22 protein-coding genes and 1 pseudogene are annotated in these 25,631 nt (G+C 70.5%); 6 read left to right on the top strand and 17 right to left on the bottom strand.

The annotated features are described in order from the left end of the window. The 11 genes and pseudogenes from LRG07_RS10615 to LRG07_RS10565 all read right to left on the bottom strand — a co-directional run. Positions 1-221 (bottom strand): annotated as a pseudogene (locus LRG07_RS10615) (hypothetical protein); the annotation flags it as partial. Position 222: 1 nt separating this feature from the next. Beyond that, complete coding sequence (locus LRG07_RS10610; RefSeq protein ID WP_201243016.1) at positions 223-627, bottom strand: biopolymer transporter ExbD; 405 nt, start codon at positions 625-627, stop codon at positions 223-225. Beyond that, positions 624-1,028 (bottom strand): biopolymer transporter ExbD, encoded by a 405-nt coding sequence (locus LRG07_RS10605; protein ID WP_201168425.1) that lies wholly within the window; start codon positions 1,026-1,028, stop codon positions 624-626. The genes LRG07_RS10610 and LRG07_RS10605 overlap by 4 nt, the downstream gene beginning before the upstream one ends. Next, a complete protein-coding gene (locus LRG07_RS10600) occupies positions 1,018-1,701 on the bottom strand; it encodes a MotA/TolQ/ExbB proton channel family protein (RefSeq protein WP_201168426.1) in 684 nt (227 codons plus the stop codon). Before LRG07_RS10600 ends, LRG07_RS10605 begins: the two co-directional genes overlap by 11 nt. Before the next feature lie 106 nt (positions 1,702-1,807). After that, the gene (locus LRG07_RS10595) at positions 1,808-2,305 is read right to left on the bottom strand and encodes a hypothetical protein (RefSeq protein ID WP_238642311.1); all 498 of its coding nucleotides are present in this window, start codon (positions 2,303-2,305) and stop codon (positions 1,808-1,810) included. Then, positions 2,302-2,889: a YajG family lipoprotein gene (locus tag LRG07_RS10590; protein ID WP_201243017.1), complete on the bottom strand. Its 588-nt coding sequence runs from the start codon at positions 2,887-2,889 to the stop codon at positions 2,302-2,304. The genes LRG07_RS10595 and LRG07_RS10590 overlap by 4 nt, the downstream gene beginning before the upstream one ends. Before the next feature lie 44 nt (positions 2,890-2,933). Further along, a complete protein-coding gene (locus LRG07_RS10585; RefSeq protein WP_201168429.1) occupies positions 2,934-3,902 on the bottom strand; it encodes a patatin-like phospholipase family protein in 969 nt (322 codons plus the stop codon). 175 nt (positions 3,903-4,077) lie between these two features. Then, positions 4,078-4,785, bottom strand: coding sequence for an NrdJb (locus LRG07_RS10580; protein ID WP_201168431.1), 708 nt, complete (start codon positions 4,783-4,785; stop codon positions 4,078-4,080). 125 nt (positions 4,786-4,910) lie between these two features. Then, positions 4,911-8,201, bottom strand: a complete 3,291-nt coding sequence (locus LRG07_RS10575; protein WP_238642310.1) for an LAGLIDADG family homing endonuclease — start codon at positions 8,199-8,201, stop codon at positions 4,911-4,913. Positions 8,202-8,465: 264 nt separating this feature from the next. Beyond that, positions 8,466-11,183, bottom strand: a complete 2,718-nt coding sequence (locus tag LRG07_RS10570; protein ID WP_238642309.1) for a cation-transporting P-type ATPase — start codon at positions 11,181-11,183, stop codon at positions 8,466-8,468. 46 nt (positions 11,184-11,229) lie between these two features. Further along, positions 11,230-12,879: a Na/Pi cotransporter family protein gene (locus tag LRG07_RS10565; protein ID WP_238642308.1), complete on the bottom strand. Its 1,650-nt coding sequence runs from the start codon at positions 12,877-12,879 to the stop codon at positions 11,230-11,232. 76 nt (positions 12,880-12,955) lie between these two features. Between LRG07_RS10565 and LRG07_RS10560 the strand changes: the two genes are divergently transcribed. Together LRG07_RS10560 and LRG07_RS10555 are read left to right on the top strand one after the other, a co-directional pair. Continuing rightward, complete coding sequence (locus LRG07_RS10560) at positions 12,956-13,723, top strand: hypothetical protein (protein ID WP_238642307.1); 768 nt, start codon at positions 12,956-12,958, stop codon at positions 13,721-13,723. A 49-nt stretch (positions 13,724-13,772) separates the two neighbouring features. Beyond that, positions 13,773-16,892 (top strand): error-prone DNA polymerase, encoded by a 3,120-nt coding sequence (locus LRG07_RS10555; RefSeq protein WP_238637002.1) that lies wholly within the window; start codon positions 13,773-13,775, stop codon positions 16,890-16,892. On the opposite strand, the gene LRG07_RS10550 is transcribed toward LRG07_RS10555, so the two are convergent. After that, positions 16,889-17,281 carry an RNA-binding S4 domain-containing protein gene (locus tag LRG07_RS10550; protein ID WP_201168439.1) on the bottom strand — a complete coding sequence of 131 codons (393 nt, stop codon included), beginning with the start codon at positions 17,279-17,281 and terminating at the stop codon, positions 16,889-16,891. The genes LRG07_RS10555 and LRG07_RS10550 overlap by 4 nt on opposite strands. Before the next feature lie 47 nt (positions 17,282-17,328). Next, on the bottom strand, positions 17,329-17,823 hold the full coding sequence (rraA, locus tag LRG07_RS10545) for a ribonuclease E activity regulator RraA (RefSeq protein WP_201168440.1): 495 nt from the start codon (positions 17,821-17,823) through the stop codon (positions 17,329-17,331). 87 nt (positions 17,824-17,910) lie between these two features. Between rraA and LRG07_RS10540 the strand changes: the two genes are divergently transcribed. The 4 genes from LRG07_RS10540 to LRG07_RS10525 are packed head-to-tail and all read left to right on the top strand — an operon-like array spanning position 17,911 to position 21,787. After that, positions 17,911-18,873 (top strand): GGDEF domain-containing protein, encoded by a 963-nt coding sequence (locus LRG07_RS10540; protein ID WP_201243140.1) that lies wholly within the window; start codon positions 17,911-17,913, stop codon positions 18,871-18,873. Between the two features lie 21 nt (positions 18,874-18,894). After that, positions 18,895-20,004 (top strand): RuBisCO large subunit C-terminal-like domain-containing protein, encoded by a 1,110-nt coding sequence (locus tag LRG07_RS10535; protein WP_201168443.1) that lies wholly within the window; start codon positions 18,895-18,897, stop codon positions 20,002-20,004. Between the two features lie 4 nt (positions 20,005-20,008). Next, positions 20,009-20,482: a cupin domain-containing protein gene (locus tag LRG07_RS10530; protein WP_201168444.1), complete on the top strand. Its 474-nt coding sequence runs from the start codon at positions 20,009-20,011 to the stop codon at positions 20,480-20,482. 24 nt (positions 20,483-20,506) lie between these two features. Next, on the top strand, positions 20,507-21,787 hold the full coding sequence (locus tag LRG07_RS10525; protein ID WP_201168446.1) for an HlyC/CorC family transporter: 1,281 nt from the start codon (positions 20,507-20,509) through the stop codon (positions 21,785-21,787). Positions 21,788-22,138: 351 nt separating this feature from the next. On the opposite strand, the gene LRG07_RS10520 is transcribed toward LRG07_RS10525, so the two are convergent. Genes LRG07_RS10520 through LRG07_RS10505 form a run of 4 tightly spaced genes read right to left on the bottom strand, consistent with a single transcriptional unit; the run spans position 22,139 to position 25,595 of the window. Beyond that, the gene (locus LRG07_RS10520) at positions 22,139-22,636 is read right to left on the bottom strand and encodes a chemotaxis protein CheW (protein ID WP_201168447.1); all 498 of its coding nucleotides are present in this window, start codon (positions 22,634-22,636) and stop codon (positions 22,139-22,141) included. 20 nt (positions 22,637-22,656) lie between these two features. Further along, positions 22,657-23,565 (bottom strand): chemotaxis protein CheW, encoded by a 909-nt coding sequence (locus LRG07_RS10515; protein ID WP_238642306.1) that lies wholly within the window; start codon positions 23,563-23,565, stop codon positions 22,657-22,659. Beyond that, positions 23,558-24,355 carry a ParA family protein gene (locus tag LRG07_RS10510; RefSeq protein WP_238633590.1) on the bottom strand — a complete coding sequence of 266 codons (798 nt, stop codon included), beginning with the start codon at positions 24,353-24,355 and terminating at the stop codon, positions 23,558-23,560. Before LRG07_RS10510 ends, LRG07_RS10515 begins: the two co-directional genes overlap by 8 nt. A 19-nt stretch (positions 24,356-24,374) precedes the next feature. Then, positions 24,375-25,595 (bottom strand): chemotaxis response regulator protein-glutamate methylesterase, encoded by a 1,221-nt coding sequence (locus tag LRG07_RS10505; protein ID WP_238637005.1) that lies wholly within the window; start codon positions 25,593-25,595, stop codon positions 24,375-24,377. Positions 25,596-25,631 lie beyond the last annotated feature (36 nt).

Here is a 25,631-nt window from a genome sequence, read left to right as displayed (position 1 = left end):
GGCTCCGGCTCCTCAGGCTCCGGTTGGTCCTCTTCCGGCTCTTCGACCACCTCCTCCTCCGGCTGCGGCGGGGCGGCGGAGAGCTGCACCTCCACCCCTTCCGGGGCATGGCGCTCCTCGATCTGCTCTTCGGCGTCCCGGGGCACCCAGGCCAGGATGGCGGCGTGCGCGCCGAAGGCCACAGTGCCCGCAACCACCCAGTGGATCCAGCGCGGCTCCATCTCAGTGCTCCCGCCGGGTCATCAGCTGCATCCGCTCGGCCCCGACCTCGCGCAGGTCGTCCATGACGTCGAGAAGCCGTGCCGAATCGGCATCGGCGTCGGCCTTGACCTCCACCGGGCGCTCGGGCGCCTCTGCCAGCGCAGCCTTCAGCCGCTCGCGGAGCTGCTCGCGATCATCGACGACGTCCTGATCCACGGCCATCTGCCCCTCGGCGTCAATCAACACCCGCAGGGGATCTCCCGCCAGCTCCGCCCCCCGCTCGCTCTCCGCCGGATCCACGGAAAGCGGCGAGTGCGGCTCAAGCGTTCCGGCCACCATGAAGAAGATCAACAACAGGAAGACGATGTTGATCATCGGGATGACGTTCTCTTCCGGCTCTCGGCGCGGCGGCTCGGGCAGCTTCATTCCGGTGCCTCCTCACGCAGTACGCCGACATCCTCCAGCCCGGCGGCCGCAGCACTGTCCAGGGCAAGGATCACGGCCCGCACCGGTGCCCCTGCGGCCGGAATGACCAAAAGCCGGCGTTCGGCGTCGTCCCTACCGACCTCCTCAAGGCGGCTGCGCAGGGCATCCGGGCCCACCGACTCGTCCCCCAGGCGGTATCCGTCGTTGGTGACGTAGAGCCGCAGCGGCTCCTCGTCCTGCGCTTCCTCGGCGGCCCCGTCGGCCGGCGCATCGACCCCGAAGGCCTGCCACTCGACGAAGGTCGAGGCGAGCATAAAGAAGATCAGCAGGATAAAGACGACGTCGATCAGCGGCGTCAGGCTCACCAGCCGCCGGCGGCGCGGCGCCTCCTCAATCCGCATGGCGCAGCGGCGGCGGCGCCGTGGTAAAGACCTGGGTGACCGAATCCTCGACACGGTGACGGAAGCGCTCGACGATGCGCTCGAGCCAGGTGAGCGCGGCCACCGCGGGGATCGCCAGCGCCAGCCCGGCTGCCGTGGTCAGCAGGGCCTCCCAGATGCCGCCGGAAAGCATGGAGGGATCCACCTGACTACCGGCTGCCTCCAGTTGGCGGAACGCCTCGATCATGCCGAGCACGGTGCCGAGCAGCCCCAGCAGCGGGCTGAGCACCCCGATGGCCTCCAACCCGCGCAGGTAGGCGCGCAGCTGTTCCAGCCGACCGCTGGCCAGCCGTGTCACCTCTTCGCGGATCCGTTCCTGGTCATCGGGCGACTCCAGCCGTCCGCGCATGGCCACGGCCAACGGCTCGGCACCCAGGTGCTTGCTCGCCTCCAGCCGCTGCAGGGCCTCCTGGGTCTGTCCGGCCCGCCAGGCGGCCAGTGCCTCGTTGAGCGTGCGCCGGTCGTAGAGCCGCGCCGCCGTGAACTGCCAGAGCTTGATCAGGATCAGGGCCAGGGTGAACACCGACAGGATGGCCAACAGGGTCAGCACGGGCCCGCCGTCGTCGAGGAGGGCCATCAGCCGCTCGATCAGGCTCCCGTCGGCGAAGGGGCCGGCCGTGTCGCTCTCACTCATGGGGCATTACTCGTGGGGGTTGTCGATTACCGGGATAGGTTAATGCTATTGCGAATCGTTTTCAATGTCGCGGCGGGGCGGCCGGGCCGCCTTGCCGGGACGCCCCCTACTCGCCGTCGGCGGCGTAGGCGAGCAGCTCCCAGCTCAGCTCACCGGCGTCGCTGAGTTCGTAGGCGAGCAGCGCCGAGCCGCCGCCGGTCTCGGTCTCGACGGTGGCGAAGACCCAGTGGTCCGAGAGCACGGCGCTGCGCTCCGTATCGATCACCAGTGGTCCCTTCAGGCGCGCGGCCTGATCGGCCAACCACTCGTCCCGCTCCTGCAGATCCTCAAGCAGGTACTGCTCCGGCAGGGCTTCGATGCCGGCCACCTCGAAGCGACGTACCGCCTCGGTGCTCAGGCCGAACCGGGTCAGCAGCCCCTCGCGGTCCTCGTGGGCGGCCAACTCGGCCTCCAGCTCGTCGGCCCGCTGCTGGGCATCGAAGGCCACGAAGCTCAGCCAGCCGGTGATCGCCAGCAGCATCACCACCGCGGCGCGCCAGACCAGGCGCTCGCGAATCTGCTGCGGATCCCTGGGGTTGTTCGCCGAGCTGCGCTTGTCGTTCACGTCTCACCCTCCAGCAGTCGAAGCAGGTCCTTCTGGGTGGCCACTTGGCGCACCCCCCGGGAAAGCACCCGGTTGACCAGCTCCTCATTCTTCGCCTCACCCGGCCCGAACAGCGCCCGGGTCTCGGTGCTCACCCGGGCCTCTGAGCTGTAGCGTTCGCCGTCGACCACGCCGCTGACCATCCACGCGCTCTTCAGGCTGGCCCGGCGGTTGAGGAAGCCACCCGAGCGCTCGTAATCGAAGGTGTAGATCTCCACCTCCAGGCGCCGCTCGGCCTCGCCGTCCCACTCGGTTACCGCAATGCCCTGCCGCTCGAAGGCCGTGGCCAGGCCGTCGTGGACGGCTTCGGCCAGCGCGGGCTCGCCGGCCAGCGTCACGCCGCCGGCCTCGTCCCGGTAACCAAAGATCTCGCGGGGCCGCCGGTCGATCACGCGCAGCGCCAGCCCGGCCGGCTCGGCCCGCTCGCGTTCCTCGATCTGCTCCGTCTCCGGAGCCAGCTTCACGGTCTGCGCGCCGGGGGCGCACCCGCTCAGGGCCAGGGCCGCGGCGCACCCCAGCATCAGCATGACTGCCACTGCTCTCATCGCTCTCGCCTCGCTCGCTGCCGCCGGCGGACGCCGGTGCGGCGTCATCCTACCTGATTGCCGGAGCCTTTTTGGAACAGATCCTGAATGGAGGGGAGCATCCGCTCGACCATGGCCTCGCCGATGCTGATCGCCTCCTCGGCGCGGTGGAACTCGAGCAGGCCGATGTGGGCCAGGCGGGGGGCAAGCATCAGCTCGGGCGGATCGCCGGCCATACGGCTGCGGGTGATGCGGTCCTGCATGATGTTCAGCGACCCGGCGAGAACCTCGAAGACCCCCGGTGCCTCGCTGCGCTCGGCATCCCGCGCCCCGGTCCAGTCGCCCCACAGCCCCACCAGGGTCTTGGCGCGGCTGCGCACGCCGGCGGGCAATTGCTGCAGCCAGCGTTCCGGATCCACACCCGCACCGGCGTGGTGGGCGCTCTCGCGCAGGTGCCGTCCGACCAGATCGCCGTTGAGGTTGACGGCGATGACCACATCGGCGTCGAGGGCCCGACAGACGCTGACCGGGACGGGGTTGACCAGCCCGCCGTCAACGAGCCAGTCGCCGCCTCGACGCACCGGGCTGAACACCCCCGGCAACGCACTCGAGGCGCGCACGGCGTCGGCCAGATCCCCCTCGCGCAGCCAAACCTCGGTACCGCGGCCGAGGGTCGTGGCCACAGCAGCATAGGGCATGGCCAGCCCCTCGATGGCCGCGCCCGAGAGGTGTTCCTGGTAAAAATCGTAGAGCCGGCGCCCCTCGATCAGTCCGCCGGTGGTACGCAGGGTCGGGTCGAGCATGCCCAGCACATCGCGCCGGGTCAGCTTGCGCACCCACGGCTCGAGCTCGTCGAGCTTGCCGGCGGCGTAGAAGGCCCCGACCAGCGCCCCGATGGATGTACCAACCACCACCTGCGGGCGCACGCCGGCCCTTTCCAGGGCGCGGATGATGCCGATGTGCGCCCAGCCCCGCGCCGAGCCACTGCCCAGCGCCAGGGCCACCCGCGGAGTCTCCCGGTTCTGGTTCACCATGCCTGTCTCTGCTGATGTTCCCTCTCCAGTTCACGCAGCATGGCGGGACTTGGCGGCGCATTCCAGAGCTGCAGGGGCGGAAAGCACAACCCGGGCCAATCGGCCACCGCTCGGGGGGGCGTGCTGCCGCCACGCAGCCGGCGGGCCGCCCGCAGCCACACCCCCGGCGAACTCCTCAGCCGCACTTCGACTCCCCGCAGTTGAGGCAGGTCAGACACCCTTCCATCTGCACCATCGCCTTGGTATGACACTTTTCGCACAGCTGCGCCCCCTCCGGGAAGGCACCGGACTCGCCATCACCGTTGTTCGCGGCCGGACCGCCGCCCTCAACCTCAGCCCGTTTCTGCTCGATGAAGCGCCGCTGGTGCTCGTCGAGACCCTCCGGCTCCATCATGCCGATCTCACGCAGGTGGGTCTCGATGACGTCGCCGATCTCGGCCACCAGCGAGGGCATGAACCGCCCGCCACGCTTGAAGTATCCGCCCCGCGGGTCGAAGACCGAGCGCAGCTCTTCGGCGAGGAAGGTGCAATCGCCGCCCTTGCGGAAGACCGCCGAGATGATCCGCGTCAGGGCTACGATCCACTGGAAGTGGTCCATGTTCTTCGAGTTGATGAAGATCTCGAAGGGGCGGCGGATCTCGTGCTCGGTCCCCGGATTAAGGATGACGTCGTTGATGGTGACGTACAGGGCGTGCTCCGAGAGCGGCGTCTTGATCTTGTAGGTCGAGCCGTGGAGCGCTTCAGGGCGCTCGATATGCTCGTGCATGTGCTGGATATCGGCCTCCGGCTGCCCACCGGCGGCCTCCTGACCCTGCTCCGGCGCATCCGGCTCGTTGCGGACCACCTCGTAGTCGACGATGCTCGTCTCGATTTTCTTGGCCATTGCGTTGCTCCCCCCGCTTCGGGGCTGCGGTTCGGTTTCCGGGCTTAGGCAGTCTGCGGGTACCCGGCGTTGCGCACCGGACGGAGACAACCCCGTCCGGGCGTAGCGCGCCAGGGTACGGCGACTCAGAACTTGCCGTAGTACCCCTCCTTCAGCGCCTCGTAGAGGTTGGCGGCACTGTGGGTTTCGCCGTCGTACTCGATCTCCTCGTCACCCTGCGCCTCGATCACGGTGCCGTCCTCCAGATGGAAGCGATAGGTGGTCTCGGAGAGGTCCTTCTCCTTGACCAGCACGCCCTGAAAGACTTCCGGGTTGAAGCGGAAGGTCGTGCACCCCTTCAGTCCCTGCTGGTAGGCGTAGCGGTAGATGTCCTTGAAATCCTCGTAGGGGTAGTCCGTGGGCACGTTGGCCGTCTTGGAGATGGACGAATCCACCCAGCGCTGCGCGGCCGCCTGGATGTCCACGTGCTGCTTCGGCGTCACCTGGTCGGCGCTGATGAAGTAATCCGGCAGCTTGCCCGCTCCCTCTTCACCGCCCTCGGGTAGCGCGTCGCCGTCGACGAAGTGGCGGTAGGCAAGCAGTTCAAAGGAGAAGACGTCTACCGGCTCCTTGGTCTTGCGCCCCTCGCGGATGACGTTGCGCACGTAGTGGTGGGCGAAGGACGGCTCGATGCCGTTGCTGGCGTTGTTGGCCAACGACAGGGAGATGGTGCCCGTGGGCGCGATGGAGCTGTGGTGGGTGAAGCGCGCCCCCACTTGGGCGAGCTCATCGACCAGTTGCGGATCTTCCGCGGCGATCCGCTGCATGTAGCGCGAGTAGCGGCCCCACAGGACACGGCCCGGGACCTGCTCCCCGACTTCGTAGCCGTCCTCGCGCAGTTCGGGGCGCTTGCGCATCAGCTCCGGGGTCAGCTCGAAGAGCTCCTCCATGATCGGCGCCGGCCCCTTCTCCTGCGCCAGTTCGAGACCGGTGCGCCAGCCCGTCAGCGCCATCTGCTTGGCCACTTCCTCGGTGAACGCCACCGAATCGGCGTCGCCGTATTTCATGCGCAGCATCGTCACCGTCGACCCGAGCCCCAAAAAGCCCATGCCGTGGCGGCGCTTGCGCTCGATCTCGGCACGCTGCTGCTCCAGCGGCAGGCCGTTGATCTCGACCGTGTTATCGAGCATCCGCGTGAACACCGCCACCGCCTCACGGAACTCGTCCCAGTCGAAGCGGGCCTGCGGCGTGAAGGGGTCACGCACGAACATGGTCAGGTTGATCGAGCCGAGCAGGCAGGCGCCGTAGGGCGGCAGCCCCTGCTCACCGCAGTTATGGACCATCACGCCCTGGGCGTCGAAGGCGTTCACGCCGGGCACCTGCACATCGTAGACGTCCGCCTCACCATCGGCTTCCACCGAGGCGACCTCGGCGACGAAACGCTCGCGGTTGAGCCGGCGCTGATAGCCGCCGAGGGCCGCATCCAGCCGACGGCGTTTGTCGGTATCCGCGAAGCCCACCTCGTCGCGGAAGGTGCGCAGATTCTCGCCGGTGATGATCAGCTCGTGCTGGGCCCGGATCGGATACGCCCGGCGACCGCCCTGGCCGTCAGGCAATTCCGATTCACCGGCGGCCCGCCGGTTGGCGTAGATGCGCCCGACGACACCCAGGCGCAGCAACATCCGCTGCACCGCCTCCAGGCTCGACTGGTCGGACTGCGCGAGACGGATGGAGACGCCCTTGTGCTGCCCACCCTGCACGGATCCGTCGGCATCGAACAGGCCGCGCAGGAAACCCCGGTGGAATGCGCTGGAGGTGCGCTCGATGGCCTCGGTGGGGCGCTTGTCCTCGGCAGAGAGTCCCAGCTCGGCGGCCAGCGCACTGATCGCCGCCGTCGACAGGCGGAACTCGTTGCGTCCCGCCACCTCTCGCCAGCCGTTGAAATCCGCGCGGTGCTGGTGCGCACGCGCCGCCGCTTCTGCAGCGGCCATGACGCCGTCCACGCCGCCGGCCTGCGGAGCATTGGCGACCGCTGCAGGCCGCCACGCCGACAGGATGGCCTGACCGTCGCGCTCGACCGTCCCGTCGCCGACGAGCAGTCCCATCAGATAGCCGTCATCCTCGCTATAGGGGCCCGCCCATTCGGTGCCGGCACGATGGTCGTGGAGCACGATCTGGTCCCCTGCTGCCAACTCGCCGGCCGGGCACCACGCCTCCTCTCGCTGCCAGCGCGTGAGCCGGGTGACCCGGCGAACCTGGTGATCAGCGGTCAGGCGCAGGCTCATGCCATCCCGGGTGCGCAGGCGAACCACCGGCTTGCGGCCGGTGTGGAAGAAGCCGTCGGCACCGGTATCGTGATCCTCGCCGTGAACACGGGCCCGGAACGGTGTCCCGATCAGATCCGCCACCTGGCGCGGCCCCTGGTCCGTCTGGACCCAGGTCTCGGCCGTAACGCACGGGTTCGTGGCCCGGATCTCCTCGCAGAACCAGTTGTTGTTCAACTCGTTGTACTGATCGATGAGGATAAACCCGGGCTCCGCGTAGTCGTACGTGGAGGTCATGATCAGGTTCCACAAATGGCGCGCCTTGACCCGCCGGTAGATGCGGCAGGCCACGCGGCCCTCCCCATCGGTGACGTACCCCGCACGGGTGGGCCACTCGCGCCAGAGGACCTGCTCCGGATCCTGAAGATCGATCGCCTCGGCAGCGACCTCGTCCTCGGTCAGCGGGAAGGCCAGCGGCCACTCCGCATCGGCCTCCATGGCCTGCATGAAGGCGTCGGTGATCAGCAGCGACAGATTGAACTGGCGCAGGCGACCGTCCTCGCGCTTGGCGCGGATGAAGTCGGTCACGTCCGGATGGCCCACGTCGAAGGTGGCCATCTGCGCACCCCGCCGCCCGCCAGCGGAGGAGACGGTGAAGCACATCTTGTCGTAGATGTCCATGAACGACAGGGGCCCGGAGGTGTAGGCGCCGGCGCCGGAGACGTAGGCGCCGCGCGGGCGCAGGGTGCTGAACTCGTAGCCGATGCCGGCACCGCTTTTGAGGGTCAGCCCCGCCTCGTGGACCCGCTTGAGAATGCCGTCCATGGAGTCGTGGATGGTGCCGGAGACGGTGCAATTGATCGTGGACGTGGCCGGCTTGTGGTCCCAAGCCCCGGCGTTGGAGATGATCCGGCCCGCCGGTACCGCGCCGTGGCGCAGCGCCCAGAGAAAGCGCTCATACCAATGCTCCTGCTTGGCCTCGGTCTCCTCCACCTCGGCCAGCGCCCGGGCGACGCGCTGATAGGTCTCGTCGATGCTGCCGTCGACCGGCTCCTCGGCCTTGGTCTTGAGCCGGTACTTCTTATCCCAAATGTCGAGGGAGGCGCTCTGGATCGGCACATCGCCGGCCGACTGGCGCATCGCCTGGACCTTGCTCTCGGCGCGCTTGGTCATGGATCGTCCCCCTTGCCTGAACCGCTCGATCTGAACCGCGAGCAAAAAAACCCCTGTGGGCCGGCGCGACGGGCGCTGGCCCCGATCTGGCGACGCTCGCGGGAAACACCATATGTAGTAGTTACCGAGAGAGGTTACCCCAACCAGTAGTGATTTCAAGTCTTGACAGGCGAGACGAGGATCGCTAGCGGAACCGCGGGCGCCGCCCCGGGAGGAGCCGCCCGGCCGGGCCGCGGCGCCGCAGCGGACCCACGACCGACGGGGTCAGTCCTCCGGCGAGATCCGCCGCCGCAGCACAGCCTTCTCCAGCTCCACGACACCAAAGAGCAGGATCCCGAAGATCAGCACCCGCAGCCACTCCTCCGGGCCCAGCCCGGCGGTGCCAAACAGTGCCTGCACCGGCGGGGCGTAGGTGAACAGCCCCTGCAGGACGATGAGCACGCCGATGGCGATCAGCACCGCCCGGCTGCCGAACAGGCCGGCGACGCTGGTCACCGGCTCGAGGATGTAGCGGGCGTTGAACAGGTAGAAGACCTGCCCCATGACCAGGGTGTTGATAGCCACCGAGCGAGCCAGCTCATCGCTGACCCCCTGCGCCTCCATGTAGACGTAGTGACCGAAGGTGCCGATCACCAGCAACACCGACACGAACAGGACCCGCCAGATCAGGAACCCGGAGAGGATCGGCTTGGCCGGATCCCGCGGTCGGCGCTCCATCAACCCCGGCTCCGGGGGCTCGAAGGCCAGCGCCAGGGCCAGGGTGACGGCGGTGACCATGTTGATCCACAGCGCCTGCACCGGGGTGACCGGCAGGGTCAGCCCGAACATGATGGCGATGACGATGGTGAACGCCTGACCGCCGTTGGTGGGCAGCAGGTAAAGGATCGCCTTCTTGAGGTTGTCGTAGACGGTGCGCCCTTCCTCCACCGCGTGGGCGATGGAGGCGAAGTTGTCGTCGGCGAGCACCATCTCCGAGGCCTCCTTGGCCGCCTCGGTGCCCTTGTTGCCCATGGAGATGCCGACGTCGGCGCGCTTGAGCGCGGGGGCATCGTTGACCCCATCCCCGGTCATCGCCACGATCTGGCCGTGCCCTTGCAGGGCCTGGACCAGGCGCAGCTTGTGGATGGGCGTGGTGCGGGCGAAGACATCGGTCTCCAGGCAACGACGACCCAGCTCGTCGTCGTCCATGGCCTCGATCTCGTGGCCGACCAGCGGCCGGCCGCGGATACCCAACTGCTCGCCGATGGCTCCGGCGGTCAGGGCGTGATCGCCGGTGATCATCTTCACCCCGATCCCGGCCCGGTGGCACTCGGTCACCGCCTCGATGGCCTCCTCGCGGGGCGGGTCGATGATGCCCATGACCCCGAGCAGCACCATGCCCTCCTCGACGTCGGAGAAGAGTAGCTCGCGGTGGTCGGGGTCGGTCTCCTTGACCGCCACCGCCAGCAGCCGCTGACCCCGCGAGGCGATGCCATCGAGCACCTCCTGCCAGCCGTCCCGGTCCAGCGGGCGATCGCCGTCGGCGGTCCGCTCCTGGGTGCAGGCGGCCAGCACACGCTCCGGGGCGCCCTTCATGATCAGCAGCCCGCCGTCCTCGCGCTCGCGGTGGAGGGTCACCATGAACTTGTAGGACGACTCGAAGGGGATCACGTCCACCCGCGGGAAGGCGCGATCGAGCTCGCGGCGTTCGAAGCCGCCCTTGACCGCCGCCACCATCAGCGCCCCCTCGGTGGGATCGCCCTCCAGGCGCCAGTCGCCGTCCCGGTGGTAGAGGGCCGACTCGTTGCACAGGGCCACGCCGCGCAGCATCTGTGCCAAGACCGGCTCGTCAGCAGCGCTCACCGCCTCGTCGCCGTCGCGGTGGAAGGCCCCGTCGGGGACGTAGCCCACGCCACTGACTTCGTACGCCTGCCCGGCGGTGACCACGCTACGCACGGTCATCTCGTTGCGGGTCAGCGTGCCGGTCTTGTCCGAGCAGATGGTGGTGACCGACCCCAGGGTCTCCACCGCCGGCAGACGCCGAATGATGGCGTTGCGCCCGGCCATGCGCTGCACGCCGATGGCCAGCGTAATGGTCATGATCGCCGGCAGCCCCTCGGGGATGGCGGCGACGGCCAGGGCCACCGCGGCGAGGAACGTCTCGATGGCGGTGTAGGCCTGCAGGTAGTAGCCGATGAGGAAGGTCGCCCCGGCGAGCAGGACGATCGCCACCGACAGCCAGCGTCCGAACTCGGCAACCTGGCGCAGCAACGGCGTGGTGATCGACTCCACCCCGGCGATCAGGCTGCTGACCTTGCCGATCTCGGTGGCTTCGCCGGTGGCCACGACCACGCCCTGGCCGCGGCCGTAGGCGACCAGGGTGCCGGAGAAGGCCAACGATTTGCGATCACCGAGTTCGGCGTCGGCAGCCACCGGCTCGTCCGCTTTCTCCACCGGCACCGACTCGCCGGTGAGCACCGCCTCGTCCAGGCGCAGGTTGCGTGCCTCGAGGATGCGCACGTCGGCAGGCACGCGGTCGCCGGCCTCGAGCAGGACGATGTCGCCGGGGACCAGGTCCTCGGCGTCGACGGTCATGCGCTCGCCGTCGCGCAGCACCACGGCCCGGGGCGAGAGCATGCCGCGGATGGCGTCCAGGGCCTTTTCGGCCTTGCCCTCCTGCACGTGGCCGATGACGGCGTTGATCACCACCACGCCGAAGATCACCGCACTGTCCAGGTAATGGCCGAGCAGTGCGGTGACCACGCCGGCAACGATCAGGATGTAGATCAGGACATTGTGGAACTGCTTGAGAAAGCGCCTGATCGGGCCCTCGCGCTCGGGCGGGCGCAGGCGGTTGGGGCCGTACTGCTCGAGCCGCTGCCGGGCCTGCTCGCTGGTCAATCCACTGCCCGGGTGCGCCTCGAGCCGGCGGACCACCTCGGCCGACTCCCACGCATGCCAGTCCCCCCGCTGCGTCTGCGACTCCGCTGCTTCCTCGCGCATGCCCCCTCTCCCCTTGAGGTTGAGTAGCGATGTTGCAGTGTAGCATTCAACCGTCACCGGCCTCGGCCGGGTCGGCCAGCTCGCGCTCGGCGCGCTGGAACTTGCGCAGGTAGCGGGCCGACTTGACGGCCTGATCCAGGGCCCGGCGGACCGCCGAGAGGCGGTCGAGCACCGCCACCATGCGCCGCACCGGTAGCTGCCCGGCGGCGCCGGCGCGCAGCAACCGCTCCTTGACCGGCTGGTATTCGCGATCGAAGCCCTTCAGGGTCGTCTTCACCGCCTGCCGGTCCCAGGCATCGATCTCCGCGCCGGTGGCCTCGATGCCGCGGACCGCTTCGGCCAGCAGCCGGTCCACCGCAGTGGCCAGTTCCGGGTCATCGATACGGGTCTCGCCGTCGGCATCGAGCCGGGCCAAGGCCACGGCGCGCTCGGCCATGTTCTGCTGGTACTGCGTCACCCGCAGCAGGTGGGCCAGGCTGGAGCCGATGGCCGGATCGCCGTGGCTGCGCTCGATCCGGTTGGCGAACTCGTTGATGGTCAGCGCCAGCTGCTGCAGCTTCTGGTGCTCGGCCTCGAGCCATCTGCGCTGCCCCGCCCCGCCACCACTGATCGCCGCCGTGACCATGGCGCGGGCCATGGCGCCGGTGCGCTCGGCCTCCAGGCGGGCGGCGTCGAGGGCCAGCGCGGGGGTGGTCAGCACGTTGTCGTCCAGATAGCGCGGCCGGGTGTGGTCGTCCCGGCGGAAGCGCCGCCCCAGCCAAGCCACCAGGCGAGGCGTGGCCGGCCACATCAGGGCCAGCCCGAGGAGCATCATCAGGGTATGGAAGACGGCCAGCACCACCGCCTTGTGCGCTTCCAGGCCCAGCCAGGCGACGATGTGGTGGGCCAGCTCAAGCAGCGGCACCAGGGCAACCAGCGCCGCAAGACCGGCCACCGCGTTGAAAATCACCTGAGCCGAGGCAGTGCGCTGGGCGTTGGCGGTGGCGCCCAGCGTGGCGAACACCGCCGTGGAGGTGGTCCCCACCGCCGCGCCGATCACCGTGGCGGCCGCAGCCTGCTCGGGCACCAGCCCGCCGGCAGCGGCGGTCAGGGTGATGGCCAGCGCCGCCGAGGACGACTGCGTGAGCGTGGTCAGCACCATGCCGATCCCGACGAACAGCACCAGGCTCAACACCCCGTGGCCGGCCAGGGCGGCGAGCATGCCCGGATCGCCCACATCCGCGAAGGTCCCGCGCAGGATATCCAGCCCCAGGAAGAACAATCCGAACCCGGCGATGGCATCGCCGAGCGCCTGACGGCGCCCGGAGCCGGCGACCACCCGCAATCCCACGCCGAGACCGATGGCCGGCAGCGCCAGCGCCTGGAGGTCGACGTTGAAGCCGACCACCGCGACGATCCAACTGGTCAGCGTGGTCCCAAGGCTGGCGCCATAGATCACCCCGATGGCCTGCGTCAGGGTCAGCAGCCCGGCGTTCACGAAGCCCACCGTGGCGAAGATCACTGCGCTCGAGGACTGTACCGCGGCGGTGATCAGTACCCCCGAGAGCAGCCCGCGCAGCCGCGACCGCGTGGAGGCGGCCAGGATATCGCGCAGCGCACCGCCGGCCGCCGCGCGCAGGCCGTCGCTCATCAGCCGCATGCCCAGCAGGAACAGGCCGATGCCGCCCAGGAACGTGAAGACCTGCATGCCCTGCATTCAGCACTCCTGTCGCCGAAACTGTGGCGCCGCAGCGGGATGTTAGACTAAAGCGTCCACGGAAGTCGGTACCCCGATGATCAATCTGATCCTCGCCACGCTGCGCGACGCCACCCTCCTGCTGCTGCGCGGCCTGCTCGTCGTCACCCTGCCCCTGATCGCCGCGACCCTGCTTGCCCTCCAGGGAGCGGGCTACGCCTACGCCGAGCTCCGCGAGCTCGACTTCCCGCTGCGCCTGGCGCTGACCGCCTGGCTGACCGGGGTCGCCGTCGCCGGGGTCATTGCCCTGGGCACGCTGCTTGCCGCGGCCCAAAACGGTCTGCCCAGGACCCACTACCTGTCCGGGTTGTGGCGCCTGATGCGGCTGTGGGCGGTGCAGGCGCTGTGGCTGATCCCCGGGGCGCTGCTCGTCGCCGCCGTCGTCGCCCTGCTCGATGACGCCGTGCGCGACCCGGTGGCCGAGTACGCCGGCCTGCGCGCCGCCGCCCCGTGGACCACGGCGCCGGCGCTGGAGATCGCCTCGGGGCTGGTGCTGCACACGGCCATGCTCACCATCTCGGCCACCTGGCTGTGGCCGCCGGTGGTCCTGCTGCGCAGCGATGGACGGATCCGCGAGGGCCGCCCCATCGCCCGGCGGATGCTCCAGCGCATCGCCAGCCTGGAGTGGTTCCTGGTGATCATGCTGATCCCGGTACTGGCGATCTCCCTGCTCTACCCGCCGGCAGGACTGCTCGGCCTGATGCTGATCGTCCTCTGCCCGGCGGTCACCGTTGTGGCCATCCAGCGCAGCAGCGACGCCTTCCGCCACGCCACCAGCGGCCGCTTCCCCATCGTCTGGCGCTGAGCTGCCCCCCCTTGCCTTTCGGCGGGCAAGGAGGCAGCCTACTGTTGCCATGAACAGTGTATACAACGACACCAGCCCAGCGTATGCGGAGCTCCACTGCCTGAGCGCCTTCACCTTCCGGCGCGGCGCCTCGCAACCCGAGGAACTCATCACCCGGGCCGCGCAGCTGGGATACCGCGCCCTGGCCCTCACCGACGAATGCTCGGTGGCCGGGGCGGTACGCGCTTGGCAGGCCGCCCGGCAACGCGGCCTGCACTTGATCGTCGGAACCGAGCTGCACCTGGCCGACGGGCCGCGCGTCGTCCTTCTCGCCCCCACCCGCCGGGCGTACGGACAGCTCTGCGCCCTGATCAGCCTGGCCCGCAGCCGCGCCGCCAAAGGGCGTTACCACGCCACGCGTGAGGATCTGGATACCGCCGCACCGGAGTGCATCGGGTTGCTCGTGCCGGATCCGCCCCTGCAGGAGACCGCCGACGCCGAGGCCCAGGCGCACTGGTTCGCACGACGCTTTGCCGGGCGCGGCTACCTGGCGGTGGAGCTGCTCGGCGGCCCCGACGACGACGCCCGCTGCCGGCAGCTGGAGGCCCGCGCCGCCGCCGTCGGCCTGCCGGCGGTGGCCGCCACCGGTGCCGAGATGCACACCCGGGGCCGTCGCGCCCTGCACGACACCCTGACCGCCATCCGCCACGGCCGCCCGGTGGCCGAGGTCACCCCCCATCTGGCCAGCAACGGCGAGCACCACCTGCGCCCGCGCGCCGCCCTGGCCCGGCGCTACCCGCACCACCTGCTGGCACAAAGCACGGCGGTGGCAGCGCGCTGCTCCTTCTCGCTGGACGAGCTGCGCTACGAGTACCCCGAGGAGGTCGTCCCCGAAGGCACGAGCCCGGCAGCGCATCTGCACCACCTGGTCGAGGCCGGGGCCCACCGGCGCTACCCCGACGGGGTGCCGCCGCGGGTACGGGCCAGCTACGAGCGCGAGCTGGCAATCATCGCCGAACTCGGCTACGAGCACTACTTCCTGACCGTCCACGATCTCGTCGCCTTCGCCCGCGGGCGCGGCATCCTCTGCCAGGGCCGCGGCTCGGCGGCCAACTCCGTCGTCTGCTTCTGCCTCGGCATCACCGAGGTGGACCCGGCCCACCAGTCGGTGCTCTTCGAGCGCTTCGTCTCACGCGAACGCGGCGAACCACCGGATATCGACGTGGACTTCGAGCACCACCGGCGCGAAGAGGTCATCCAGTACATCTACCAGCGCTACGGCCGGCACCGCGCCGCCCTGGCGGCCACGGTGATCGCCTACCGGCCCCGCTCAGCGGTGCGCGACGTGGCCAAGGCCCTGGGGCTGGCGCGGGAGACCGTCGAACGCCTGGCCAAGGGGCTGCAGCCGTGGGACCGCTCGGCGGCCGGCGACGAGCAGCTGCGCCGTGCCGGTCTAGACCCGGAGGGGCCCACCGCGCACCGACTGCATGTGCTCGCCAGCGAACTCCTCGGCTTTCCGCGGCACCTGTCGCAGCACGTCGGCGGCTTCGTGATCGCCCGCGGCCCGGTCACCGAGCTGGTGCCGATCGAGCCGGCCGCCATGGACGGGCGCACGGTGATCCAGTGGGACAAGGACGACCTGGAGGCGCTCGGCCTGCTCAAGGTGGACGTCCTCGCTCTGGGGATGCTCAGCGTGATCCGCCGCGCCTTCGAACTCATCCGCCATTGGCGCGGCCACGCCTGGACCCTGGCCACCCTGCCCCCGGCGGACCCGGCCACCTACGCCATGATCCGCCGCGCCGACACCCTGGGGGTGTTCCAGATCGAGTCGCGGGCGCAGATGGCGATGCTGCCGCGGATGCGCCCGCGCTGCTTCTACGACCTGGTCATCGAGATCTCCATCGTCCGCCCCGGCCCCATCCAGGGCGACATGGTCCACCCCTACCTGCGCCGGCGCGAGGGCAGCGAGCCGGTGGACTACCCCTCGGAGGAGGTGCGCGGGGTCCTGGAACGCACCCTCGGGGTGCCGATCTTCCAGGAGCAGGCCATGGAGCTGGCGGTGGTGGCCGCGGGATTCACCCCGGACGAGGCCGACCGGCTGCGTCGCTCCATGGCCGCCTGGCGCAAGAAGGGCGGGCTGGCACCGCTGCGCGAGCGGCTCATCGAGGGGATGCGCGAGCGCGGCTACGCCGACGCTTACGCCGAGCGGCTCTATCAGCAGATCGAGGGTTTCGGCGAGTACGGCTTCCCGGAGTCCCACGCCGCGAGCTTCGCGCTGCTGGTCTACGCCTCGGCGTGGCTCAAGTGCCATGAGCCAGCGGCCTTTGCCGCCGCCCTGCTCAACAGCCAGCCCATGGGTTTCTACGCCCCGGCGCAGATCATCCGCGATGCCCGGGAGCACGACGTGACGATCCACCCGGTGGACGTACGCTTCAGCGAGCCGACCTGTACCCTCGAGCCCACCCGGTCAACCGGCGATACGCAGCCGGCGTTGCGACTCGGGCTGAACCAGGTCCGCGGGCTGTCCACCGCCGGCGCCGAGCGGCTGGCCGCCGCGCGCCGCCAGGCGCCCTTCACCGGGGTCAACGACCTCAAGCGCCGCGCCCGCCTGTCGCGGGCCGATATCCGCGCCCTGGCCCGCGCCGATGCCCTGCGCGGCATCGCCGGGCACCGCCGGGCGGCCAGCTGGGCGGCCCTGGGCGCTGACGCGGGCACCGCCTTGCTGCCCTCCCCGCCGGCCGAGACCGACCGGCCAAGCCTCGCACCGGCCCGGGAGTCCCAGGCGGTCCTCGCCGACTACGCCAGCACCGGCTTCAGCCTGCGCCGCCACCCGGTCGCCTTCCTCCGCCGACAGCTGCGCGATCGGCGCTACCGCAGCGCCGCCGAGTTGGCCGATGCGAAGGACGGCCGCCCGGTGCGGGCCGCGGGTCTGGTCATCAACCGCCAGCGCCCCGGATCGGCCGGAGGGATCACCTTCGTCACGCTGGAGGACGAGACCGGCCGGATCAACCTGGTGGTGCGCCGCGCCACCGCCGAGGCGCAGCACCGCCCCCTGCTCGAGGCCCGGCTGCTGGGGGTGGCCGGTACGTGGCAGTACCGGCACGGCGTCGGCCACCTGATCGCCGGCCGCCTGGAGGATCTCTCGGCCCTGATCGGCGAGCTGGACGTCCGTTCGCGGGACTTCAGCTAGCTCCCCTTCTTGAATGCCGACAGGCGCCGGCGCTCGCGCCGGTCAGGGCGGTGGCTCGGCCGTGGCATGGACGCCGCAGCCGCGCGGCGTTGCTCAGCCTGCCGCTGACGCCGCTCGCGGCTGGCCTCGGTCTCCTCGTAGAGGGTCTCCGCCACCCGGGCCGGCCCGCGTTCCTCGGCCACATCGCGGACGACCACCTCGAAACGCTGCTGCGCCTTCGTGATGGTCAGCCGGTCCCCGGGGCGCACCGCCCGGCTCGGCTTGGCCCGGGCGCCGTCCACATCGACCTTGCCCCCCTGCACCGCCTCGACGGCCAGCCGGCGGGTCTTGAAGAAGCGCGCCGCCCACAGCCAGCGATCGAGACGCACCGATGCCGAACGATCACTCATGCCCGCTGCCCCCTTGCCGAATCACTCGCTGCCCGGCTACCGGGCCCCTACAGGGTCAACTCGCGCGTCGCCACGATGACCCCGTCCTCGTCGGCGTAGAGCCAGTCGCCCGACTGGATCGTGGCCCCGGCGAAGGTCACCGAGACATCCCGCTCGCCCAGGCCCTTCTTCTGGCTCTTGAGCGGGTGGGTATTGAGCGCCTGGACGCCGAAGTCGATCTGCGCCAGCTCGGCGCTGTCGCGCACACAGCCGTAGATGACCGCCCCGGACCAGCCGTTATCCCGCCCCAGCGCCGCCAGCCGGTCGCCAAGCAGGGCGCACCGCATGGAGCCGCCGCCGTCGACCACCAGCACGCCGCCGTCGCCGGGCTCGCTGAGCAGCTCACGGACGCGGACGTTGTCCTCGAAGAGCTTGAGCGTGGTCACCCGGCCGCCGAAGCGGGTGCGCCCGCCGTAGCCGATGAGCATCGGGTTCATCACGCGCAGCTGCACGCCCGGGTCATCGGCGTGGGCATCACAGAGATCGGTGGTCAGCAGCGCCATGGCGCCTCCTGTCGTGACTCCAACTGGCTGGTATGCGGGGTGTTGGTTTAAGGTAACCGTCTGAACGCCGACTGGGTACCGAGGGCCATGAGCGCACAGCACGCAGCACACGCGCAAGCCGACACCGTCGCCGCCCTGGGAGGGTATCTCACCGCCCTAGCCGAGAGCCACGGGCAGGAGGAGGTCGTGCAGACCCTCTGCGAGACCGCGGCCCGGCTGCTGCCGCGCAGTTCCGGCGAGCTCTGGCAGCTCGCCCTCGACCGCGAGGGCTGGTACCACAGCGGCGGCTGGCAGGCCGGCGTCGTGCTTCCGCCCCAGGAGCGCTCCCTGCGCACGACGCTGCCGCGCGGCCCCACCGATGAGCTGCGCCTGCCCCTGCAGGCCCACGGCCTGACCGTCGCCGAGCTGCGCATCCCGTGCCCGGAGATCGAATCCGAGGCCGAGCAGGAGCTGCTGCGGAGCCTGGCCACCGCCGCAGCGATCAGCCTCTCCGGGCACGTCCTCAAGCGCCGGGTGCGCCACCGCAACGTCCGCGACCCGCTCACCGGGCTGTTCAACCGGCGCTACCTGGAGGACACCCTGGAGCGTGAGCTCCACCGCGCCCGCCGCGTGAACGCCGGGCTGGTGCTGATCCGCCTGGAGGTGGACACCCTCGAGGCCTTCGCCGCCGAGCACGGCAGCGAGACCGCCGACCGGCTGCTGCAGGTGATGGCCGATGCCGTACACCACGCCTTCCGCGGCTCGGACGTCTGCTGCCGGGCTGGTGACAACGGCTTCGGGATCCTGCTGCCCGACGCCAGCCTGGACAACGGCGCCATGCGCGCCGAGGCGGTCCGGGAGGAGCTGGCCGAGCTGCGCATCCACCAGCGCGGTCGCCCCCTCGGCCCGGTGACTGTCTCCGCCGGAGTCGCCGCCTACCCGGACCACGGCAGCAACCGCGATCTGCTGCTCGAGGCGGCCGAGAGCGCGGTCACCTGCGCCCTCGACGAGGGCGGCGACCTGCTCCGCGTGGCCGAACTCATCGCGCCCCCGAACGCCAACCAGAACTGACCGAACCGGAGAGGAACCACCTTGTCTGCCGAAACCCTGCGCGTCACCTACCACCTGACCTGCCGCCCCGGCGAAGACCCCCATGACAAGGCCAAGGGCATCGCCCTGGAGCAGAGCGCCGAGCTGCCCTCGCGCTGCATCCCGGCGCACGTCTACGACGACGTGGTGCCGACGATCCAGGAGCTGACGGCCCTCGACGACGGTCGCCACCGCCTGGTCCTGGACTTCCCGGAGGCGATCACCGGTCTCGAGCCGACGCAGCTGATCAACAACCTGTTCGGCAACATCTCGCTCAAGAGCGGAATCCGCCTGGCCGACGTCGAGTGGACGCCCAACCTGCTGCAGGCCCTGGGCGGCCCGCGCTACGGCACCACCGGCGTGCGCGAGATGCTCGGCATCGCCGAGCGGCCGATGAGCTCCACGGCGCTCAAGCCCCTGGGGCTGGATACCGCCACGCTGGCCGGCTTCTGCGCCGACTTCGCCCGCGGCGGCATCGACCTGATCAAGGACGACCACGGCCTTTGCGATCAGGACACCTCGCGCTTCGTCGACCGGGTGCAGGCGTGCCAGCAGGCCGTCAATGAGGTCAACGCCGAGACCGGCGGCCGCTCGCTCTACCTGCCCAACGTCACCGGGCCGCGCTGGGAGCTGGACAAGCGCCTGGACGCCGCCCAGGAGGCCGGCTGCAAGGCGGTGCTCATCTGCCCCTTCCTGACCGGCCTCGACGCTCTGATCTGGGCCCGGGAGCGCTACGACATGGCGCTGATGGCCCACCCGGCCTTCGCCGGGGCCGTGGCCGGCGCCGAGCACGGCATCGACCCCGCCCTGCTGCTCGGCGAGATCACCCGGCTCTTTGGCGCCGATATGGTCGTCTACACCAACGCCGAAGGGCGCTTCCCGACCTACGATCAGGCCCTGTGTGACCGCATCAACGACCGCCTGCGCCGGCCACTGGGCGACATCCGCCCCGCCCTGCCCACCCCGGGCGGCGGGGTCGACGCCGAGCGGGCGCCGTACTGGGCCGAGCGCTACGGCCCGGACGTCGTGCTGCTGATCGGCGGCAGCCTCTACGCCCAGGGCGACCGGGTCGCCGCGGCGCGCCGGCTGCAGGACGTGGTGGAGGGCCGTTAGCGGCATGACCGGCGAGGAGCACGACGCCTCCCGCGTCCTGCGCGAGCAGGGCTACCGCTGGGAGGGCATCGAGGAAGAGGCCTACAAGGCGGAGGGCACCCACTTCAGTGGTGCCCGCCGCCAGACCCTGGTCGGCCGTCCGTCCGGGCAGGAGGCTCCGGCCTTCGAGACCCGCTACTTCGAGGTGGAGCCCGGCGGCTACACGACGCTCGAGCGCCACGAGCACACCCATGTGGTCATCGTGGTGCGCGGCCGCGCCGAGGTGGTCCTCGACAACCGGGTCGAGGTCGTCACCCCGCTGGATTGCGTCTACATCGCCCCGCGGGCCTGGCACCAGATCCACGCCACCGGCGGCGACGAGCCGCTGGGCTTTCTCTGCATCGTCGACCGCGACCGCGACCGCCCGCAGCGCCCGGATGGCGACGATCTGGCCGGACTCTGCGCCGAACCGGCGGTCGCCCGACGCATTCGCACCTGAAGCCACCGAGGCCCCGGACCCCCGTTGGAAGCGATTCCCGTCAGCCTGCTCTTCGCCGCCCTCGGCGGCCTGATCGTCCTCTCCGGCTGCTTTTCGGGCTCGGAGACGGCGCTCATGTCGCTCAACCGCTACCGCATGCGTCACCTGGCCAAGCAGGGCCATCGCGGTGCACGCATCGCCGAGCGGCTCCTGCAGCGACCGGACCGGGTCCTCGGGGTGATCCTGCTCGGCAACAACTTCGTCAACATCGCCGCCTCCTCCCTGGCGACGCTGATCGCCCTGCGCCTGCACGGCGAGAGCGCCATCGCCGTGGCCGCCGGCCTGCTGACGCTGGTGATCCTGATCTTCGCCGAGGTGGCACCCAAGACGCTCGCCGCCGTCCATCCAGAGCGCGTGGCTTTCCCGGCCAGCTACGTGCTGTGGCTGCTCCTGCGCCTGCTCTACCCCCTGGTCTGGCTAGTCAATGCGGCGGCGAACGCCCTACTGAGCATCGTCCGGGTGCGGGTCGAGGACGTCAGCGCCGCCGAGCTCAGCCAGGAGGAGCTGCGCACCGTCGTCAACGAGGCCGGCAACATGATCCCCCGCCGCCACCGGCACATGCTGGTGAGCATCCTCGACCTGGAGGAAGCGACGGTGGAGGACATCATGATCCCGCGCACGGAGATCGTCGGCATCGACCTCGACGATCCGTGGCCGGAGACCCTGGAACGGCTGACCAACAGCCAGTACACCCGCATGCCCGTCTACCGCGGCACGGTGGACCACGTCCTGGGGTTCGTGCATGTGCGCCGGATCGTCGGCGACCTGGTCCGCGGCAGCTTCACGCCGGAGGACCTCCAGGCCCGGCTGCACGAGCCGTTCTTCATCCCGGAGGGCACCGGGCTGCACACCCAGCTGTTGAAGTTCCAGCGCCAGCGCGAGCGCGTCGGGCTGGTGGTGGACGAGTACGGCGAGATCCTGGGCCTGGCGGCCCTGGACGATATCCTCGAGGAGATCGTCGGCGAGTTCACGACGGATCCGGGCACGCTGACCCGCTCGATCACCCGGCAGGAGGATGGAACCTATCTGGTCGAGGGCAGCGCGACGATCCGGGAGCTGAATCGGGTGCTGGGCTGGGAGCTGTCGACCAGCGGGCCGAAGACCCTGAACGGGTTGATCCTCGAGCGGCTGGAGACCATCCCCGAGGCGGGCACGAGCCTGCTGATCGACGGTTATCCGGTGACCATCGTGCAGACCCAGGGCAATCGGGTGAAGACGGCGGAGATCCAGCCGGAGCGCCCGCCCTCGGTCCGGCGCGAGTCGTAGCGCGCCCGCGGCCACCCCGCCCGCCGGCGGGCCTCGGGCGATGTGCAGGGCTGCCGCTTTGTGGGGCCTGCCGCCGCGCATTTGGGCGCGCCGAGCCGCGCAGCCCCGACGGGGGGTGAGCGCGAACCTTTACCGGTTCGCGCTCATCAGCGAGGTCTTGTCCGAGCGGCGCGTTAGCGCCGCGAGTTGAGCGAGCGGCCCCGGCGGGGCGAGCAGCGCAGGGGACCCCGCCGCAGGCGGGGCGCGCACATCCGCGCGGCGGCAGGCCCCACAACGCGGCAGCTTCCGTCTCCAACCTCACCAAACCCGCCGGCGGGCGGGGTGACCGCGGCCCGGCGGACTGCTCGCGGATCAGAGGGCGGCGACTTCCTGCCACTCGTCCTCGGTCAGGAGCTTGTTGGCGTCGACCAGGATCAGCAGCCCATCCTCGCGGCTGACCACCCCGTAGATGTAGCGCGACGACTCCTCGTTGCCCACGTTTGGCGCCGTATCGATCTGCGCCTCGCGGACGCTGGCCACCTCATCGACGCTATCCACCAGGATCCCGGCGACGTTCTCCGCCACCTCCATGACGATGATCCGGCTCTGCTTGTCGGGTTCCCGCGACTGCATCCCGAAGCGCAGCCGGGTGTCGATCACCGTCACCACCTTGCCGCGCAGGTTGATGATGCCCAGCACGAATTCCGGCGCGCCGGGGACCGGCGCGATCTCGGACAACGGCAGGACCTCCTGGACCTGCATCACGTTGATACCGTAGTGCTCATTGCCGAGCTTGAAGGTCACCCACTGGGAGGTCGGCCCCTCGGCGAGCTCGGCATCCTCATCGTACTGTGCCTGTTCGTAAGCCATGTATTCCCCTCGCTACGGGTTTAACGGGAGCCGGCGGGGCCATTCTGCCCCCCGGCGGCGGGGGATGCCAGGGTGCCCCCGACGCCGCCCTCCTGCTCGAGCATGTCGGCGAAGGCGTCGGGATCCACCAGCGCACAGAGGTGCTCGCGCACCGTACCCGCCAGCCAGCGCCGCCGGCCCTGAGCCGAGCGCCACTGCACCTGATCCGGGGTGAGCTTGAGCACCGCGCCCACCTCGCGGCAGGCCAGCCCCCAGTTGCCGTCGCCGACGATGATGATCTTCCCGGCGCGGCGCTCCTCGAGCGGCGGACGACGGTCTTCGGGCAGGACCAGCTCGGCGGTGTCGACGACCTGAACATACCGCCCCCGGTGGTCGAGGAGCCCGTGCATCCACCCCGGCTGCCCCACGGTGGGCTCGACCTCGTCGGGATCCTCCCACGGCACCACCCGGTGGAGCTTGACCAGGGGCACCGCCAGGCGAAGCGCGCCCACGTGCAGGGTCAGCGCCTGGAAGAAGGGACGCGCCCACGCCGGGGTGGGGTCGGTCGGCGGCTCCTGGCCGCCTCCCGTAGCCCCGGCCCGTGGCCGGGGCGGCGCTGCGGTCTCGGCGGACGGCGGGTGCGCTTCGGGCTCGCCGGGGGCCGTCTCCGGCGGGGCCACCGACGGCGGCGGCGCCTGCGGCATCCGCGGGCGCTCGGCCACCCGGCTCGGCGGCGTCTCCCGGGTACGGGCCGGTTGCCGCTCGGCAGCCGGCGGCGGCCCGGTGGGTGCCGACCCCGACGCAGGCTCCGCCTGCGGGGCATCGGATGCCGGTGCTTCCGCCTCCGCCTCCGGAGTGTAGTCCTCGACGTCGTCGAGCAGGGCCTGGAGGTACTCCCCCAGGGCGCGCTGGTGATCGGGAAGCCCCTTGCCCGGATCCTCCTCAGACATGGCCAGCCACCTCGTTGTCACGCTCGCGCTCGCCGCGGGTCAAGTGATCGAGCAGCTTACGAAAGGCCAGGCTGCCGCGGCACCAGGGCTGCATCACGGTCAGCGGCAGGCCTTCGCGGCTGGCCTCGCGGAACTGGGTATCCACCGGGATGGCACCGGGCCAGACCCGCTCGCCGTGGCGCTGCTGCAGTTCCTCCAGGGCCCGAGTCGCGGCCCGGGTCCGCCGGTCATAGAGCGTCGGGACGATGGTGTACGGCAGGGCACGGGGCCGCGAGCGCTCGATCATCTCCAGGGTATGGACCATCCGCTCCAGCCCCTTGAGAGCCAGGAACTCAGTCTGCACCGGCACGATCAGCCGCTCACAGGCGGCCAGGGCGTTGACCATCAGCACGCCGAGCATCGGCGGGCAATCGAGCAGGGTGTAGTCGAAGCGGTGGGCCATGGTGCTCAGGCCGCGGCGGATGACCAGCCCCATCCCCTTGCGGCTGCCCAGCTGCCGGTCGAGGGTCGCCAGAGAGGTGGACGCCGGCAGCAGGTGCAGCCCCTGCACCGCGGTGGGCACACTCATCGCCTCGGGGTCGACACCCCGCCCCTGGTGGCGGAAGAGCTCGTAGAGGTTCGGCTCGACCTCCTCCGGGTCGTAGCCGAAGTAGCTGGTCAGCGAGCCGTGGGGATCGAGGTCGACCACCAGCACCGAGCTGCCGCGCTGGGCGAGCAGCCCGGCCAGGCTGGTGACGACGGTGGTCTTGCCGACGCCGCCCTTCTGATTGGCCACGGTCCAGATGCGCATAGGCCTGCGATCCTGCCCGCTAGCGGAGGCGGGCGAGTTCGTCTCCGATCCGGTCCAGGGGCAGCACCTGGTCGGTGAGCCCGGCCCGGGTCACCGCCGCAGGCATGCCGTAGATGACGCTGCTCGCCTCGTCCTGGCTCCACACCCAGCAGCCGTTATCCTTGAGCAGCCGGGCCCCTTTGGCCCCGTCGGAGCCCATGCCGGTGAGCACGATGCCCAGCACCCCGCCCGGGGCCAGCCGGGCCAGCTCGCTGAAGGCGATGTCGACGCTCGGCTTGTAGTGGTGGTCACTCTGCCCCTCGTAGGTGTAGACGCTGAGTGCGCCGCTACGCCCGCGCACCCCCAGATGCCGGCCTCCGGGAGCGAGCAGGACCTCGCCCGGGCGCAGCATGTCGTCATCGGCCGCCTCACGCACGCGCACCTGGCAGAGCTCGTTGAGACGCTCGGCGAAGGCCGGCGTGAAGGAGGCCGGCATATGCTGGATCACCAGCACGGGTACCGGGAAGCTCGCTGGCAGCCGCGTCAGCACCCGCTGCAGGGCCACCGGACCGCCGGTGGAGCAGCCGATGACCACCGCCTGCAGGTCGGCCAGGCGCGGAGCGCCGCGCGCGCCCCGCCGGGGGCCTGCCGCGGGGGCAGTGGCAGGCTCGGCTGCCGGGGTCGGGGACTCGGCCGGGGACTCGGGCGCGAGCTCGCCGCCCGTCCTCCGCCGGGTCGACGGCGCCGTCGAGGCAGGGGTGCGCCGGGGTCGGTCGGCCTCACCGCCAGCCGGAGGGGGTGTCGGGGCGGGGGAGCGGGCCTGGGAGGCGGCCGCCTGCCCGCCCCGGGAACCGCCGCCGCGACGACCGCCGCCAAGCTCCACCAGCCGCTCGCAGAGCTGCCGCTGGACCGCTTCCATATCCCCGGAGAGGTCGGCGAAACGCTTGGGGATGAAATCGGCGGCGCCGGCCTCCAGCGCCTCGATGGTGGCCCGTGCGCCCTCGTGGGTGAGCGAGGAGAACATCAGGACCGGGGTGGGCCGGCGCTGCATGATCTCGCGGACCGCCGAGATGCCGTCGAGCTCGGGCATCTCGATGTCCATGGTGATGACGTCCGGGCACAGGCGCTGGGCCAGGGACACGGCCTGGCGTCCATCGCCAGCCTCGCCGCAGACCTCGAGACGCGGGTCCTGCTCGACCATGGCGCGGATGCGCCGGCGGAAGAAGCCGGAATCGTCGACCACCAGAACCCGAATGCTCACCCAGTCCTCCTCTACGAGCGACGCGCGCCCCGCGCC

The organism is Halorhodospira sp. 9622, assembly GCF_022228025.1.
In the GTDB taxonomy this organism is placed as follows: domain Bacteria; phylum Pseudomonadota; class Gammaproteobacteria; order Nitrococcales; family Halorhodospiraceae; genus Halorhodospira; species Halorhodospira halophila_A.
The sequence above is the reverse complement of the archived record's forward strand: the minus strand, read 5'-3'. Positions and strand labels throughout refer to the sequence as shown.